General features: G+C 40.9%; 15 protein-coding genes and 1 tRNA gene. 6 read left to right on the forward strand and 10 right to left on the reverse strand.

Features of this window, described 5'->3' with window-relative positions; translation table 11 throughout:
• Positions 1-35 precede the first annotated feature (35 nt).
• On the reverse strand, positions 36-1,091 hold the full coding sequence (locus tag ABEB05_RS11425) for a glycoside hydrolase family 43 protein (RefSeq protein ID WP_265790248.1): 1,056 nt from the start codon (positions 1,089-1,091) through the stop codon (positions 36-38).
• Between the two features lie 205 nt (positions 1,092-1,296).
• Positions 1,297-1,369, reverse strand: a tRNA-Ile gene (locus tag ABEB05_RS11430).
• 173 nt (positions 1,370-1,542) lie between these two features.
• Here ABEB05_RS11430 and ABEB05_RS11435 point away from each other — a divergent pair.
• Positions 1,543-2,622, forward strand: a complete 1,080-nt coding sequence (locus tag ABEB05_RS11435; protein ID WP_265790251.1) for a 3-oxoacyl-ACP synthase III family protein — start codon at positions 1,543-1,545, stop codon at positions 2,620-2,622.
• A 153-nt stretch (positions 2,623-2,775) separates the two neighbouring features.
• On the forward strand, positions 2,776-2,991 hold the full coding sequence (locus tag ABEB05_RS11440; RefSeq protein ID WP_265790253.1) for a cold-shock protein: 216 nt from the start codon (positions 2,776-2,778) through the stop codon (positions 2,989-2,991).
• 163 nt (positions 2,992-3,154) lie between these two features.
• Here the strand turns inward: ABEB05_RS11440 and ABEB05_RS11445 are convergent, their stop codons facing one another.
• Positions 3,155-3,655 carry a hypothetical protein gene (locus ABEB05_RS11445; protein ID WP_265790255.1) on the reverse strand — a complete coding sequence of 167 codons (501 nt, stop codon included), beginning with the start codon at positions 3,653-3,655 and terminating at the stop codon, positions 3,155-3,157.
• A 186-nt stretch (positions 3,656-3,841) separates the two neighbouring features.
• Between ABEB05_RS11445 and ABEB05_RS11450 the strand changes: the two genes are divergently transcribed.
• Positions 3,842-4,186: a tRNA-binding protein gene (locus tag ABEB05_RS11450; RefSeq protein ID WP_265790257.1), complete on the forward strand. Its 345-nt coding sequence runs from the start codon at positions 3,842-3,844 to the stop codon at positions 4,184-4,186.
• Between the two features lie 93 nt (positions 4,187-4,279).
• On the opposite strand, the gene ABEB05_RS11455 is transcribed toward ABEB05_RS11450, so the two are convergent.
• Positions 4,280-5,281 carry a potassium channel beta subunit family protein gene (locus tag ABEB05_RS11455; RefSeq protein ID WP_265790259.1) on the reverse strand — a complete coding sequence of 334 codons (1,002 nt, stop codon included), beginning with the start codon at positions 5,279-5,281 and terminating at the stop codon, positions 4,280-4,282.
• A gap of 172 nt (positions 5,282-5,453) precedes the next feature.
• Entirely contained in the window at positions 5,454-5,870 is a 417-nt protein-coding gene (locus ABEB05_RS11460) for a response regulator (RefSeq protein ID WP_265790261.1), read from the reverse strand.
• Between the two features lie 326 nt (positions 5,871-6,196).
• Between ABEB05_RS11460 and msrA the strand changes: the two genes are divergently transcribed.
• On the forward strand, positions 6,197-6,763 hold the full coding sequence (msrA, locus tag ABEB05_RS11465) for a peptide-methionine (S)-S-oxide reductase MsrA (RefSeq protein WP_265790263.1): 567 nt from the start codon (positions 6,197-6,199) through the stop codon (positions 6,761-6,763).
• A gap of 79 nt (positions 6,764-6,842) precedes the next feature.
• Here the strand turns inward: msrA and ABEB05_RS11470 are convergent, their stop codons facing one another.
• From ABEB05_RS11470 to ileS, 4 genes are all read right to left on the reverse strand, one after another.
• A complete protein-coding gene (locus tag ABEB05_RS11470) occupies positions 6,843-10,025 on the reverse strand; it encodes a PAS domain S-box protein (RefSeq protein ID WP_265790265.1) in 3,183 nt (1,060 codons plus the stop codon).
• Positions 10,026-10,476: 451 nt separating this feature from the next.
• A complete protein-coding gene (locus ABEB05_RS11475; protein WP_265790267.1) occupies positions 10,477-11,064 on the reverse strand; it encodes a signal peptidase II in 588 nt (195 codons plus the stop codon).
• A 26-nt stretch (positions 11,065-11,090) separates the two neighbouring features.
• On the reverse strand, positions 11,091-11,501 hold the full coding sequence (locus ABEB05_RS11480) for a TraR/DksA family transcriptional regulator (RefSeq protein ID WP_265790270.1): 411 nt from the start codon (positions 11,499-11,501) through the stop codon (positions 11,091-11,093).
• Positions 11,502-11,516: 15 nt separating this feature from the next.
• A complete protein-coding gene (gene ileS, locus ABEB05_RS11485; RefSeq protein WP_265790272.1) occupies positions 11,517-14,687 on the reverse strand; it encodes an isoleucine--tRNA ligase in 3,171 nt (1,056 codons plus the stop codon).
• A gap of 297 nt (positions 14,688-14,984) precedes the next feature.
• Here ileS and ABEB05_RS11490 point away from each other — a divergent pair, with 297 nt between their 5' ends.
• Positions 14,985-15,515 (forward strand): low molecular weight protein-tyrosine-phosphatase, encoded by a 531-nt coding sequence (locus ABEB05_RS11490; protein ID WP_265790275.1) that lies wholly within the window; start codon positions 14,985-14,987, stop codon positions 15,513-15,515.
• Positions 15,512-16,378: a fructosamine kinase family protein gene (locus tag ABEB05_RS11495; protein WP_265790278.1), complete on the forward strand. Its 867-nt coding sequence runs from the start codon at positions 15,512-15,514 to the stop codon at positions 16,376-16,378. The genes ABEB05_RS11490 and ABEB05_RS11495 overlap by 4 nt, the downstream gene beginning before the upstream one ends.
• A 53-nt stretch (positions 16,379-16,431) precedes the next feature.
• Here ABEB05_RS11495 and ABEB05_RS11500 read toward each other — a convergent pair whose 3' ends face one another.
• Positions 16,432-17,634: an MFS transporter gene (locus ABEB05_RS11500; RefSeq protein WP_265790279.1), complete on the reverse strand. Its 1,203-nt coding sequence runs from the start codon at positions 17,632-17,634 to the stop codon at positions 16,432-16,434.
• Positions 17,635-17,667: the final 33 nt, after the last annotated feature.

The following is a 17,667-nucleotide window of genomic DNA, read 5'->3' on the forward strand; positions in this document are numbered from 1 at the left end:
TACTTTAAATGCTTAACAGGACTAGTTTATAACATTTATTCCTTGCAAGCTCCGGAAGGTTTGGGAATAGATATGCCGCCCGATACTGGATCTCCAAAATTCGGAGAACCATCACGACTCCAACTAAATGGCTGGAGATGAATAACACGCTCCCATCCCGGATCCGGACTTATTTTAGTGTGGTAAGCAATCCAATGTTCAGTCCCGTCAGGTGAAGTTGTAAAACTCGCGTGACCAACCCCGTGTACATCTTCTGTTCCTTCAAATACCGGGCCCTTTTTCTCCCAGTTATCGGGATTCATGGGATCTTCGCCGATAAGTCGTAATTGTCCCAAGTTATAGGCTGGCAGCCACGACTCACTGGCCGAATAAATAATGAACAGATTATCCCCATTTTTCAATACTTGTGCTCCTTCATTGATAGCTAATTCACTGCCCGTTTCCCAAGGCTCTACGGGCGATGATATTTTCACGCGATTGCTACTAATAGTCCATGGATTATCCATTTTAGCTATATAGAGATGTTGAGGAGTTTTATCGGTTTGCCGATTGTCTTCCCATCCTGACCAGATCCCGTAGAGCTGTCCATTATGCTCAAGTACGGTTAAATCTATAGACCAAATATTATTTTCTTTAGTTTGGATATTATTTCCTGTATAAAGTTGTCCTTTATCAATATAGCCTCCCATAGGATCATCAGTTTCAGACACCAATACACCGCTGCGTTGATGTATAAAAGGTGGCCCGGACTTGCCCGCCGTATAATAAATGTACCACTTGCCTTGAATAAAATGCAATTCCGGGGCCCACAAATTGCTTTTATTCCAGCCGCTTTCAGGCAATTCCCATACTAATTTTTCGTCTGTTTTTATATCAGAAAGGTTTTCACTTTTTGATATATACAGTCCTCCATTCCTTGTTTCGATATAGTAATAATAGCCATCTTTCTTTGTAATCCAGGGATCTTGTCCATCCGCCACAGGATTACTTAACAGACACGGATCAATATCCTCCTCAAAGTACGTGGTCGACCCATATGCCCCCCCGGTAAAAGCTGATATCAATAACAGTAATGTTACTATAACTTTCATAAAAATAATTGTAAAATGAGTAGTTTTATTAATTTGTATTCTTCAATCACAGCGTCATATATCCTATAAAGAATTTGATAAAATCTATTTTATTACTTCGATTATAAATCTTTATTCCAAAATATCTTTAGCTTACTAAGAATAAAGGGGATATGGACGTTTACAACAAAAAAATTACAGGGAATAAAAGGAGGGAAATAAAATGTGGGCCCGGAGGGACTTGAACCCCCGGCCAATCGATTATGAGTCGACTGCTCTAACCACTGAGCTACGGGCCCGGATGTATTTACGCCTGCATTTGAAGCGGCGCTTAAATTAACGGTTTTTATCTCCTCTTACAAGCATTTTGCATGAGAAAATAACCGACTGATAAAAAGCTCTATTTATAATCCATAATGGTTATCTTTTTTCTTATTATTAAAGTTAAATAATTTTCTACTACTAAGTAGCTATGGAACAACAATCCTTTGCTGTAATTACGGGAACCGGTAGCTATATCCCTCCCAATATTGTATCCAACAGGGATTTTTTAGACCGGACGTTCCTGGATGCCAACGGAAATCCCTACGATCGAAGCAACGAAGAAATTATTGAAAAGTTTGAAGCTATTACTGGTATTAAGGAACGTCGGTATGCACCCGACGACCTCCTTACTTCAGATATGGCTTTTCTGTCTGCACAAGAAGCTCTAACAGATGCCGACATAGATAAAGAATCACTCGATTATATTATCGTGGCCCATAACTTTGGGGATCTCCGCGCTGATAATCCCAAGGTTGATATGGTTCCCTCTATAGCTGCTCGAGTCAAGCAAAAACTTGAAATTCAAAATCCCGGATGTATTGCATATGACCTTCCATTTGGCTGCCCCGGATGGGTGCAGGGACTCATACAGGCTAATTATTATATTCAAAGTGGAGATGCCCAACGCATAATGGTTATTGGAGCAGAGACCCTTTCCCGGGTTTGTGATCCGCACGACCGAGACAGCATGATTTATGCAGATGGAGCTGGGACCGCTATTCTCGAAGCAACATCAAGCGAAAAACCATTGGGCATACTCTCGCATGAAGCCCGTTCAGACACGAACCCCCAAGCCGATTACCTCATCATGGATGAATCGTTCAATGAAGAGGCCGATAATACTCTTTATCTCAAAATGGAGGGACATAAACTCTATCAGTATGCCCTGAAGTATGTGCCGGGTGTGGTCAAGCGGTCACTTGAGAAGGTTAATATTGACATAGAGGAAGTATCAAAAGTCATGATCCATCAGGCTAATGAAAAAATGGATCAAGCCATCCTAAAACGGCTTTTAAAGCTATATAATGTTACCGAAGCTCCCGATAACATGATGCCCATGACTATTTCATGGCTCGGTAATTCCTCTGTGGCAACTATTCCCACCCTGCTTGATTTAGTGCGCAGGAATAAAATGGAAGATCATACGATATCCGGTGGAGATATTCTTGTTTTTGCCTCCGTTGGTGCAGGCATGAATATTAATTCAGTTGTTTATAGAGAAGGGTAAAATAATAATAGGAATTGTGTTTAATATACATTAACTTGGCTTGTTATAATTAATTACCCACCTACTGAGTGTATTTTTTGAAAAGACGCGTATAAAACCAACTCCTTTCACAAGACCAAGCCATAGGTGCATAAAGACAAGACAAAACAAGACATGGCACAAGGCAAGATTAAATTTTTTGACACACAAAAAGGATTTGGATTCATCCAACCTGACGACGGAAGCGACGATGTTTTCGTCCACAGAAATAACGTTGAAAATCTCGGATACGATCAAGGGCTTGAGGACGATGAAGCCGTTGAATTCGACGTAGAAGAAACTCCTAAAGGCTTAAGCGCTACAAACGTAAGAAGCCTGGATTACAAATAGATATATTTTTGTATCCAATTAAATATTAAGCCTGCTTCTCTCAAAAGGAGCAGGCTTTTTTATGTTCTACTCTTTTATAAAATATTTATAGAAAAGTTCGGATATTTGATACGAACAAAGATACGGCTGAATGACAAAATACTCCTTTTCTCACGGAATAGAATTAATCGATGGTATCGTATATTTTGTTAGATAAAATTTTGATCAGCTGCTCTCCCCCTCCCCCGATGCGTAACGCATCCGTCAAACTTAGCAAATCATAAAGCAGAGCATCATTCTTGCAAGCCATTGGTACGGTGGAATATAGCGGATTTATAGCTACCCCTTTTTGAATCTTATCACCGCCTGCCCAAACATAGGGATCATCCACAACAAATTCTTTATTTAAAACCGGGGCAGAATAAGCTGTAGGCATACCTCTTACAAGTCTTCCGGGCCTGACAGGAAAAACATATTTAAGTCCATGCACTAAAAAGTCGATAAGATCTTTCTTAAATACCTGTTCTTTCTTTTTATTTATCAAACCCGCTATCATAGACCTGTGCAGCGATTCACTGACCTCAGAACCGCTGATATTCAGATCCCGGGCTAAATCTTTATTATACCATGAGCGTTCACGCATGGCAATAATTTTCAGTAGTATAACAATGTCTTGGGGTCGCATTCCTTTGTGCTCTTTCATAAGAAAAGAGTATACCTATTCTTATATCACAAATCAAGATTCGCAATTTGCGAATAAGAAATTTATACCATTATTCTAATTAAATAGGTGAAATATCGTAACTAGTATTTATATTTTACATTTTAAATAGCTTATTTAGTAAGTAATAATCATATTAGGAAAGAGAAAATGGACACCGATATTATTAGCTGGAAAGACTTTAAGAAGGTTGATTTACGCGTTGGCACCATAATGCAAGCCAAGACATTTCCTGAAGCCAATAAGCCCGCATATAGATTGTGGGTTGACTTCGGAGAAGAGATTGGGATTCTTAAAAGCAGTGCCCAAATTACTGATCTCTATTCAAAAGAAGAACTGAAAGGTAAACAGGTGGTAGGGGTGGTTAATTTTCCGACGAAACAGATCGGTCCTTTTAGATCTGAATGCCTGATAACGGGATTTTATCGGAATAAAGGTGAGGTGGTACTGGCAGTACCGGATAAATTCGTTTCTAACGGCACAAAATTAGCTTAGGCATAGCAGGCTATTCCTTTTTTGGTAAAAATAAGTATACAGACCTCTATTATAAAAAAGAAGAAAGCCGAAAAATTGGCTCTCCTCCGTTAGTTAATTGCGGCGGTAATTAGGCTCTTCTTCAGGTTCATTATCCAATACTTCTTCAATCTGGCTCATAATATCCGGCGTCAGTTTATCAACCACTTCTATAGCCTTCATATTTTGCCGTACCTGTTCTGGCTTTGATGCCCCGGTAATAACCGTACTGACATTTGGATTTTTCAGACACCAGGCTAAAGCAAATTGTGGCATTGGAATACTAGCTTTATCCGCTATTTTTGACAGCCTCTCAACCTTTTGCAATTTTTGTCTGCCGCTTTCGGTCTCAAGCAGCTTTTCCCGCAACCAATCGTACTTTTCAAGTGATAATCGGCTTCCTTTGGGTATCCCGTCATTGTATTTCCCGGTTAGTAAGCCGCTGGCCAATGGACTCCAAATAGTTGTCCCTAGTCCAATTTCATCATAAAGGGGGGCGAACTCCTGTTCTACCTTTTCACGACAGAACATATTATACTGCGGCTGATCCATCAGCGGGGGACGCAGATGCTCACGGCGGGCTATATCATACGCCTGTCGAATCTGGTTGGCCGGCCATTCACTGGTACCCCAATAAAGTGCTTTGCCCTCCTTAATCATTTGATTCATTCCCCATACAGTTTCTTCTATCGGGGTAAACTTATCGGGACGGTGGCAAAAAATAAGATCCACATAATCAGTTTGAAGACGTTTTAAAGCGGCCTCCGTTCCCTCTTTAATATGTTTGAAGGATAACCCCTGATCATTGGGACCTTCTCCGCCCCAGAAAATCTTCGTAGAAAGTACCAGATCTGATCGTTTCCATCCGGCTTTTTGAATAATATTTCCCATCATCACTTCCGACTTTCCATCAGCATAGACCTCGGCATTATCAAAGAAATTAACACCGGCATCGTATGCTTCTTTCATAGATTTATAAGCAATATCCTCATCAATCTGATCACCAAAAGTTACCCACGAGCCAAAAGAAAGTGCAGAAATTTTTAGTCCGGAACGTCCAAGAAATCTATATTTCATATTCTCTTTTCATTTATTATTAATTTGAGATATGTGAAGGTATTCTAAGGATTTCCGGAATATTTTCGTTTCAAATAATCTCTCTTTTTTACTCTTTTTAATGCCCGACAGGCTCCCAAAATTTAACTTATCCCTTATTAAAATATGCAGATTTTTAACAAGTAACTGACTGCTATTTATTTCTCAAATATTTAACAGAAGCTTCAGATATCGCTCGTAATAAGAGATCCTCCTTCAGAGGTTTTTTCAAAAAAAATCCGGATTGAAAGCTATCTATATTTTTTAAGGCTTCTTTCTCCTGAAGTGAGGAAATGAATAAAAACGGAATATTATCTTTTTTCTCTTTTTCCCTGACTTTCTCATAAAGCTCTAATCCATTTATAGCGGGCATTTCAATATCAGATATTATTAGATCTGGCCTTACCCTTTCAAGATGGCTTAAAAGTATATAGCCATTATCAAAAACGGTAACCCGATGTCCTTTATGTTCAAGAAGATTACTCAGGAATACATTATGCCAGTCACTGTCGTCCACTATAAAGATATTCAGGGATGTATAACTCGCTGATTCACTTTTACTTTTAGCCATATATTGGTCGAATAGAACAATCTCGGTTGTCCGTACTCCTGCAAGCCCATGCGAAATAAAGATCCGAATATTTTTAGTGTAATTAGTTCTAAAGAGGTGTTCTTTGCCCTTCTGCGTCCATAATTTAAAAATTAATCCGGTAAAAACGAGTTAATAAGAATATTTTAATATCCCGAATGAAAGGGAATAAAAAACACCTGACTGTTGTTATATATACAGACTCTCATAACTAATCCCTTAGCCATATGCGGAAGCTTACATTATTTTTGTTTTTCATTATTTTCATCTGCTCAGCATATAGCCTGAATGCACAAAACTTATCCGAAATGCAACAAGATAATATGTCCGACCAGCCCAACACCGAACAGGCAACCTTTGGAGCGGGCTGTTTTTGGTGTGTTGAAGCTATTTTTGAAGAAGTAAAGGGTGTTAAAAGTGTTTTAGCAGGCTATGCGGGAGGAGAAATTGAAGATCCAACATACCGGCAGGTTTCGTCTGGTACTACCAAGCATGCGGAGGTAACTCGTATTGTTTTTGATCCCTCTGTTGTAACATACGAACAGTTGTTGGAGGTCTTTTGGCATACACACAACCCCACAACTAAAAATCGACAGGGGGCAGATGTCGGGCCCCAATACAGATCCGTCATTTTTTATCATAATGAGGAGCAAAAACAAATAGCACATAAATCCATGGAGAAAACGGATGCTTCCGACTTGTGGTCCGATCCCATTGTAACGGAGATTGAACCCATCAAAAACTATTCAAAAGCAGAGAATTACCACCAAAACTATTACGAAAACAATCCCAATGCCGGTTATTGCACGGTTGTAATTGCCCCTAAACTTAAGAAATTCAGAAAAGAATTCTCGCATCTGCTAAAGGATAAATAATAGCTTAAAGATTATATAGCAATAGCATAATAGTATCACTTTTCTATTTTGGACGGCTGCCAGTAAAATACCTGCTAAATTAGCTCACAGAATTTAGTAAGCCTGAACTTGATGAACCATGGACATCTTCTTTTTTAAAGGAAAACCGAATATATGCTCCATTATCGGATCCCATCTCACCGTCGGCTTCTAACTGCCGCATAAAATTTCTGATCAAAGTCATCCCCAGGCTTTCTTTCTTTTCTATATCAAATCCTTCAGGAAGTCCTACACCATTATCTCTGATCATCCCGTGTACTACCTCGTCTTTCTGATGGAGTTGAATGATAATTTTACCATCCGTTTTTTCTTTAAAAGCATGTTTAAAAGAGTTTGTCACTACCTCATTTACCAGAAGTGCGAATGGGACCGCTAAATTAATATTCAATTCAATATCATCTTCAATATCTTTTACTATTTGGATATTCTTGTCCAGATCGTTCGTAACTTTTAGGGTATCAGCCAAGTCTCCAATATATGATTTACAAGAAATTTTGGAAAGACTCTTAGAGCTATATAGCTTTTCATGTATAAGAGCCATCGTCTGGATGCGCCCCTCACTCTCTTTAAGCGTTTCCCGGATCTTGGGGTCATCCGTTTCGTATATCTGTAGCTGCAGAAGCCCGGATATGACGGCTAGATTATTTTTAACCCGGTGGTGAATTTCCTGCAACAAAACATGCTTTTCCTTCAGGGAAGAATAGATCTCCTGCTCATATTTCTTCTGTTCGGTGATATCAATATACATGCCAAAGCCTGCCAGAGGTTCCCCATCCACATGCACAGGAATGCCCGCTACAAAAACATCAATAATATCTCCATTCTTATTCAGTCGCTTACCTTCCTGTTGAAAGTTATTTTTCAAGCTACCACTTTCAAACATATTTGAAACTTCCCCTTTACTCTCCTCAGGAACAATAAGGCTGTTTATATTTTCCCCTTTAGCTTCCTCTTCCGAATAGCCAAATAAATTTTCGAAGCTTTTATTAATGCCCTGTACTCTACTTTCGGGGTCAACCATAGCGATAGCGGCCGGGGCTTCTAAAAATAAACTCCGGAATAACTCTTCACTCCTCTTTAGCTTTTTCCGTGCCTCTACCTGATCTGATATATCATGTCCTACTCCCACCAGATATTCCTCGTCATTCTGGACAAATAACTTACCGGTCAAATAATAAGGTACTTCTTTCCCCTCCTTAGTTGTTATTTTTGCTTCTATTTCCTGTTCGCCTTCGGCATAAACATCCTCTACCGCCTTTAATATTCGTTTTGCTTCTTTCTTTGTATAAAAATCAGCCGGGGTCATAGTCCTGATTTCCTCAGGACTATATCCCAGTTGTTTTACGAAGTTTCGGTTCCATCGAACATAATTGCCATCCCGATCCAACATATAGAAAATACCCGGCAGACTCTCTATCAACGCCTCATTTAATCTTTTTTCATCCATAAGCTCTTGCTGTGTGTTTTTTTGTTTTGTTATATCTACCCCGACACTCAAAAAATATTTTTGGTTGTTTAGATCGATAAAATATCCTCTCCAAAAATAGGGTGCGTATTCCCCTGACTCATTTTTAAGACGTAATTCAACGCCGGTATGATGACTCTCTATCATACGCTGAGTTGCCTGTTTAAGCTCCTCATAATCCTCCGGTGCAATGAGATCAAGTGCTGTCTTTTCCTTTAGCTCCTTACTGTTAAGTCCAGTATAGGTTTCCAGATTTCTATTCCACTGTACAAACTCAAAATCATCATTCATTAATATATAAATGCTTGGGAGGCTATCTAAGATGGTTTCTGTATAATTCCGTTGCTGTACTAATGATTCTTCTATTGATTTTCTCTTTTGGTAAGCTGAAATAATATCGGAAGCTGTTTTCAGAAGCCCGATTTCGCTTTCTTTCCATCTCCGTTTGTCATGAGTATCCGCAAAACCTATATACCCATACCACTGCCCGTTTACTATTATCGGAATAACTAAAACCGACTCTACGTTTTGGGTCTCTAAAATCTTTCGTTCCTTATCAGGAAGTTCATTTACTTTCTTATTAATAACCTTATTGTCAGAAAGCTGTTTATGCCACCACGGAACATCTTCATAACTAAACCGAGCCCCCTCATCCAGCATATCCTCCTGTGCGGATTCACTTGTAACCTCCGAAATAAGATCGAGATAGAGTTTACCTTCTTCCTCAATATTTTTATAAATATATACTCGGTCGGTATCGGTTACTTCCCGTAAGACTTCCAAACTTCTATTTAATACTTCTGAAGACGGATCTGTACTCTTCAATAAAAGGGCTGAACATGTTGAGATAGCCTGCTCGTATTTTAATCTTTCTTGCAGTTCGAGCTCAGCTTCTTTACGCTTTTCTATCTCCTTAACTAGCTCAAGTGATCGTTCCTCTACCCGTTTCTCTAATTCTTTGTTAATCTTTTCTTTTTCCTCTTTAAGGGCAATCTCTTCAGTAACATCTATAATAGTACCAATAACTATAATTTTCCCTTCATTATTAGTAATACGGCGGGCGTAACATTTAGACCAAAAAGTATCCCCTTCCTTCTTTAGGAAGCGAAAGTTTTTTGTAAATGCCTGTTCTCTTCCTGTAATCAAATCATTCAATAATAGCTTTAGCCGCTTACGATCTTCTTCGTGGACAAATTCCCATAACGGTTTTTGGTAGGAAACGTCTTCTGAATATCCTGTATTATTTGACCATTGCCGATTTAAAAATACAAGTTGCCCCTTTTCATCAAGCGTATAAGTTATATCTTTAATATGCTCAATAACCGACTGGTATTCTTCTTTATTCTCTTTTAGCTCTTTTTCAGCTTTTTTCCGGTCCGTTATTTCAAAAGAAGAGCCATATATGACCGTTTCATTCTTGCTCTTGCTATTTACCAGCTTTATCTCCTGACGTAACCATATGTAGGTATTATCCCTTCTTTTAAACCGATACTCATTAATCGCACTTCCTCCCTCCTTTATAACTTTGCTGAATTTTTCAAAAACGGTTTCCCGATCGTCCGGATGAATTCTATTGGTCCAGCCATACTCCCGATCTAAGAAGTATTCAGGCTCAAATCCCAGGATTTCTTCTGTATTATGACTGATAGAGCGCAAAGGATACTCCGAAGTACTTTCACAGATAAATAAAATAACTGTTCCACTGCTAAAGAACTCCTCTATCTGTTGAGAAAATGTGAACTGACTATTATCACTCATGACTGATGCCCTGCTACCACCCGTTATCTAAAACTATTTTACCCCTCTTGCCTTTTATTAAAAAAAATTAATATTTAATTAAAAGCAAATTAATTGTTCAAAAACGCTCTTTTTATTGAACAGAGTATAAAATACACCCCTGCGAAACCTTTCAATCTATGAAGTGTCTTTCTTTTAGAAAAAAATTCATTACGAAAGCGAGGAGATACTGCGCATAGAAGTAGAATCACAAGAAGCTAAAGCCAGACAGCAACGCATATTCTACTTCACAGATGTAGCATAACAATTTGTTAACCCAGGTACGAGGTCGAGCATTAGGATGATGTAAAAGTTATTCTTCACTCTTGGGGTTAATAAATAAAGGAAGGCTATCATAACCGGATCAAGAACCAGTAAGAAAGCAAACTATTACTCCATCCATCTCTGGATGTATGAAAAATGAGATAGCTAGTTATAGATCTGAAGGGGCTTGGATCGATGAGGCTTCATCTTCAAATTCATCCCCTTCCAGTTTTTTATTGCTTTCTTCTACCGGCATAACTTTTTGGTGAAAAACCAACATTGAAATAATTGCCGTACTAATAGCAATATCAGCTACATTAAATATATAGGGGAAAACAGCAAATCCGCCGATCTCCAGATTGAAATGAATAAAGTCCACTACGTGCCCCTCTAAAACGCCCCCGTATTGACCTATTTTAGCCATCACCAGTCGATCGATAATATTACCGAAGGCCCCTCCTAAAATTAATCCCATACAAAAGAGGTAGCCCCTGTTGGCATTATGTCGATTATATATTACATAACCTAAGATACTTAGTGTAGCGATAATAGCTACAACACTTATAACCTCAGTGGAGGCCCATTGCATTCCAAGGGCCATACCCGGATTTTGAGTATAGTGGAAGGCCAGCCAACCCGGTATAAGTTCCCAGTTTTGCCATTCCGGCGAAAGACGTATCCAATGCTTACTCAGCTGGTCCAAAACCACCACCAACAAAGCGGGGATAGCAAGTGCTGTTATTTTTTTATTATTCAAACGGAAAAAACTTAGACCTTTGTAACTTATTTACGCTTCAGCTTTGCTTCAATACTTAACTGAGTATGTGGAACAGCTTCTAAACGTCCTTTAGCAATTTTCTCGCCGGTAACCTTGCAAACTCCATAAGTTTTGTTATCGATACGCTCCAGGGCCCTGTCCAGATAACGCAAGAACTTTTTCGTTCTGTTAAACAGCATATATGTTTTTTCCCGCTCCTGAGCATCTGTTCCTGCATCAGCCATATGGAATGAATAAGCCGACTCGTCGCTGGCATTTTCCATGCTGTCGCGCAGGGTACTTTGCAGAGATTCTAGCTCCTTTTTTGCTTCTTGGCGTTTTTTCTCAATAATCTCCCTGAAATATTCTAACTCTTCATCAGAATAAGGAGATACGCGTTCTGTATTTTCGTTGGTGTCTTTTTTTTCAGATGCCATAATTGACTCACTTTCTTATTTAGGGTTTCTCCGGATGGAAATAGTGGACTCCTCTTCACCGATTTCCCAAGTCTTTACAAAATCGGAAACATCAAGTTCTTCGGATGCAATATCTTCAGCTAATGTTTCACTTTTGATATAATCTTTCATTGATTGAACCGCATCTTCAAGCTGATCGGAGCCTTCAAAGCCAATGACAATACGATCGACTACATCAAAATCGGCTTCTTTACGCATATTCTGAATACGATTCACAAACTCCCGGGCCAGTCCTTCCTGAACAAGTTCCGGGCTTAGCTCAGTATCAAGTGCTACACTTAGGCCTTTCTCGGTCTCAACAGACCAGCCCTCTAAGCCCGTTCGATTTATAATTAATGCATCACTGCCCAACTGAACAATTCCATCATCACCAAGATCCAGCTCTATAGATCCGGTTTCTTCATATTCAGTAATTTGCTCATCCGATAATGCATCAACTTTAGCAGCAACAGGCTTCATCTTACTTCCCAGCTTGCTGCCCAATTTCGGATAGTTGGGCTTCGCTGATTTATGCACAATACCGGAATCATCATCAACAAATTCTATACCTTTAACGTTAACTTCATCCAATATTATCTCCTTGACAGATTCCACTGCCTGACGTTCATCTTCATCGTCGATAGGAAGAATAATGCGTTCCAGCGGCTGTCGTACGTTAATTTCAATTTTATTACGTAAACTCAGTACCATCGATGATATTTGACGCGCCAGATCCATGCGATGTTCCAGCTGCTTATCAATAGCTGTTTCTTCGACGGTCGGATAAAAAGAAATATGAACTGATTCTTCATCATATCCGGTAACTTCATTTAGCCGCTGGTACAGCCATTCCCCTAAATAGGGTGCAATGGGACTGATCAGTTTCGCCAAATCTACCAAACATTCATATAACGTCTGATAGGCGGCCGTCTTGTCCAGGCTTTTACCTTTTTTCCAAAAACGACGCCGATTGCGCCGTACATACCAATTACTGAGCTCTTCCACAAAGTCTTCGACTGTCCGCGCCGCCTTTGTTGGCTCATATTCATCAAGATATTCATCTACCAGCTTTACCGTCGTATTAAGACGAGATATGACCCAACGATCCATTTCCAGACGATCGCCGACCGGAATAGGCGTACCAGAATACGTAAACCCATCAATATTGGCATACATCGCAAAAAAGGAATACGTATTGACGATCGTATTAAAGAATTTTCGCTGTGTTTCCTGCAAGCCATCTTCACTAAACTTCAAATTCTCCCAAGGAGAAGAATTACTCATCATATACCAGCGAACCGTATCGGCGCCATAGCGCTGAATCACATCAAAAGGCTCAACAGCATTGCCTTTGGACTTACTCATTTTATTGCCGTCTTCATCGAGTACCAAGCCATTAGCTACCACATTCTTATAGGCAGGCTGATCAAACAGCATCGTTCCCAGGGCATGGAGCGTATAGAACCATCCGCGGGTTTGATCAACACCCTCGGCAATAAAGTCGGCGGGGAAGTTCTTATCAAATTTGTCTTTATTTTCAAACGGATAGTGCCATTGGGCAAAAGGCATGGATCCGGAATCAAACCAAACATCCAACAGATCCGGAATTCGACGCATCGTACCCCCATCAGGACCTTCCCATGTTATTTCATCAATATACGGGCGATGCAGATCAATTACCTTACTGTCTGAAAGACCGGCTTTCTTTTTTAGTTCCTCAATACTGCCGATCACCTCAACATGATCAGGATTTTTATCGCTAACCCAGATCGGGATAGGTGATCCCCAGTAACGCTGCCGCGAAACGGCCCAATCCACATTATTTTCCAGCCATGTTCCAAATCGTCCTTCGCCCGTACTTTTGGGTTTCCAGTTAATGGTTTTATTTGAGCTCACCATCTTATCCTTGACTTCAGTGGTTTCCACAAACCACGACTCTACTGGATAAGACATCAGGGGCGTGCCTTTACGCCAATCAAAGGGATAGTTGTGTACATAAGTCTCGTGCTTGTACATCAGATGCTTATCTTTAATAGTCCTGGAAATTTCCTTATCGGCATCCTTAAACCACTCTCCTTCGAACTGGGGTACCTGATCGGTAAACCGGCCATCCTCATCAATAGGATTAAACATGGGGATATCATTCTTTTTTCCCGTCTCAAAGTCATCTGCACCAAAAGCAGGTGCGGTGTGAACCACTCCGGTTCCTTCTTCAGTCGTTACATAGTCTGCAGGAACTACGCGCCAAGCCTCCGAACGGTCAAACTCTTCCAGCGCATAGTCAAAAACCGGGTCGTAGGTCCATCCAATAAGCTCTTTACCTTTATATTCTTCTATAATCTCGTAATCATGGTCAATAACCTCTTCAATACAATCTTTGGCCAAAATATAATACTCGGTTCGGTCTCCCTCGGATAACTTAATCTTGGCATAATCCAAAACGGGATTGACCGCCAGCGCCATGTTGGAAATAATTGTCCATGGGGTCGTGGTCCAAGCCAGAAAGTACACATCTTGTGCCATGCCCACTTGAAACTTCACAAAGATAGAAGGATCCTGCGTTTCCTCATATCCCAGACTCACTTCGTGCGAGGACAAAACCGTACCGCTCCCAGGAGAATACCACTGAATTTTATACCCCTGGTAGACGAGATCCTTTTCATACAGGGTCTTAAAAGCCCACCAAACCGATTCGATATAATCATTATCGAAAGTTATATAAGGATCATCGAGATCTACCCAGTAGGCCATGCGTTCCGTTAACCGGTCCCACAGATCCTTGTATTTAAGAACACTCTTACGGCACTTCTCATTGTACTCGGCTACTCCATACTCTTCAACCTGAGCACGCCCTTCAAGATCCAACTCCTTTTCTACCTCAATTTCCACGGGCAATCCATGAGTATCCCAGCCGGCCTTTCGCTCTACACGGAAGCCTTTCAATGTCTTATAGCGGCAAAACATATCTTTGACCGTACGGGCCATCACGTGATGGATGCCCGGCTTACCATTAGCCGTAGGCGGACCTTCATAAAAAGTAAAAGGGATACCCTCGCTTCGGGTAGAAAGACTTTTCTCAAAAATATTCTGCTCTTTCCACCACTTGAGGGTTTCTACTTCTAATTTTGAAAAATTTAGCTTTTTAACTTCTTCGAACTGTTTACTCATAAAAACATTGTTCGTGCTCAGTTTCTATTTTGAAAGCAGACAATATATCATTTTTTGCCCACTTTCCCGCAGCTATTGATATAGAAATAAAATATTCATCACTTTAAATTAGCCTCAAAGATACAAGTCTTAGTCCATCAATTCATATCTGAAAAACATTTTTTCTCCGGTAGCGAACTATTAAAAGCATTGACTGACCCATTTGCAAGTTAGAAAATGAAATCTATGAGCTAAAAACTTTAATATGTACGGGCTTTCCGTTATTCTTTGCGAAGTATGAATATTTAATAACTCTTGATGTCTGAAAATACCATGGATTTAACCATAGAAAAGCTAATAACAAAAGACAATCCCTACAAAGTATGTTTTGTTTGCTTGGGGAATATTTGCCGAAGTCCCACGGCTGAAGGCATTTTTCAGTATCTGGTGGATGAACGAGGTCTTTCTGACTTTTTTGAAATTGACTCGGCGGGGACCTCAGCTTACCATGTAGGAGAATCCGCAAACAGTAATAGTCAGCGTACAGCTAAAAAACATGGGGTTGCCTTGCACTCCAAAGCACGCCAGTTTCGTGCATCTGATCTCGATTCTTTCGATCTGATTCTTGCCATGGATGATAGCAATTACGCAAATATTATGCGCTTAGCTTCCGACAAGCATGAGGATAAGGTTGGCCGCATGCGTGACTATGATTCTAAACCCGGCGACGGACAGGTCCCCGATCCCTACGCGGGCGGTATAGACGGCTTTGAAAACGTTTTCCAGATCGTTAAAAGAAGTTGTGAAGAACTTTTGAATGAACTGGAGGAACACATACAGCAATCATGATTCCCGACGCCATCAGACAACAATTACGGCAAAAATTGGGCGCACAAATTGATAATATTCACTCAGTTTCCGGTGGAAGTATCAACCGAGCGGCCAAACTCACCCTCTCTGACGGTACAAGCTGCTTCCTAAAATGGAATACCTCGGCTGATCCCGATATGTTTGTTAAAGAAAAACGGGGACTTAAGTTGCTGGCGGGAGCTGACACTAAGTTACGGATTCCTTCTACCCTGGCCGTGGGAAAGACAACGGATGATACCGGCTACCTGGCCATGGAATATATTTCAGAGGGGCGTTCCATTGACCATTCAGCGGAAGATTTTGGTCGCCAGCTGGCCGCACTACATAAGCATCAGGCCAAAAAATACGGGCTCAACCACAATAACTATATTGGAAAATTACCCCAATCAAACCAACAACACAAAGAGTGGATCGACTTTTTTATCAACGAACGCATGGAGCCACAGCTACGCATGGCTTCTGATGCTCATAAACTCGGTTCCGAAACAATCGCCCACTTCAAAGCTATGTACAAACAGCTGCCTGATATATTTCCAGAGGAGCCGGCCAGCCTGCTGCATGGAGATCTGTGGGGAGGCAACTATTTTTATGATAACCAAGGTCGGGCTACAATATTTGATCCAGCAGTCTATTACGGTCATAGGGAAATAGAGCTGGCATTTACGCATCTTTTTGGAGGGTTTTCGAGGTGTTTCTACCGTGCCTACAAGGAAGCATATCCCCTACAGTCGGGTTTAAAACATCGCAAGGATATCTACAATCTTTATCCCCTGCTGGTGCATACCAATCTATTCGGAGGAAGTTATGCCCGGCAGGTCCAAACAATTGTCAGCCGTTTTTAAACATTTTGATCTATTTATCCGGGCCAATCCTATACAACAAATGAAATGAATGTTTAACTACCTGTTTCCTCTAATTCCGGTTCGGGCAGGTATCTCCAAACCAGGAAAGCCATACCAAAAATCATAACGGCACCGATTAACGTATTACTGAAATATCCCTTCCATACATAAGCCGGACCGGCGATAGAACCACCAAGGCCATATCCAACCTGTCCAATCGCTACCAGTAAGCTCATCAACGTTCCCCGCTTACCCGCTGAAACTAACTCAGTTGTTAGAGCTTGAAATGGACTTATTCGCATTGCAACCAGCATCATCGTAACAAAAAACAGGGGATAGGCCAGCCAAAATGACTGCACCAAAAACGTAGTAAATATCATGACCAGAGCCAGCCCCAAACAAGAAAATATTATAATACTTTTTCGGCCCCATTTATCCGATAACTTGCCGGCCTGTGGGCCTGTCATTACATTGGCAATACCTCCCGCAAAAAAGAGCGTGGCAATCTCATTGCCGGATACTGCGAAAGTGGTTTCCAGCCAGGTCGGAAGAAAAATTACATAAACGGAAATACTCAGAAACATTAAAAAGTAACTGCCCGCTGCCGCTAGGATTGCAGGTTTTTGCAGCATCAGTAAATATTTTCGTATTGCGCCCAAGGCCGTAATTCTGGCTCTCTGCAGCTTCACATCGGGTTGGGGAACCGTTAGCCAAATTAGCAAAAAGGTTACAATCATGAGCCCCGCGAAAGCTAGAAACGGAGCGCGAAATCCCATATATTCGGCAAGTACCGTTCCTATGGGGATCCCCAGGATTTGTCCCATAGCAATACCGCTCATTATCCATCCATTTGCCCAACCGCGCCGGTGGTAAGGGAAATAATCACCCACATACGATACCGACGATCCACTCAGGATACCGCCAGCAGCACCTGCCAGCCCTCGTACAATCAGGAAACTCAGGTAATTTGTAATCAGGCCGTGCAACAAAAGTGCCGCAGCCATCATGCCCGTTCCAATAAGCAGTATTTTGCGGCGACCTATTTTATCGGATATGGGTCCCGTTATTAGAGCACACAGGCCGACCATAACAGCATAAGCAGTTACCAATGTACCTAACAAAGCTTCGGAAACGGCCAACTGCTCGCTAATGCGGGGTAGAATGGGGGCAATGATCATTATTTGGCTACTGGCGGCAAATACCAAGAGCCAAAGTGAAAAAATAATAAAAAACGTCTCTTTTTTAGAGTCGATCATTAGCTGGGACAGCAGTCAGGTAAATCCAGGAAA

It is taken from the genome of Fodinibius salicampi (genome assembly GCF_039545095.1).
Lineage (GTDB): Bacteria > Bacteroidota > Rhodothermia > Balneolales > Balneolaceae > Fodinibius > Fodinibius salicampi.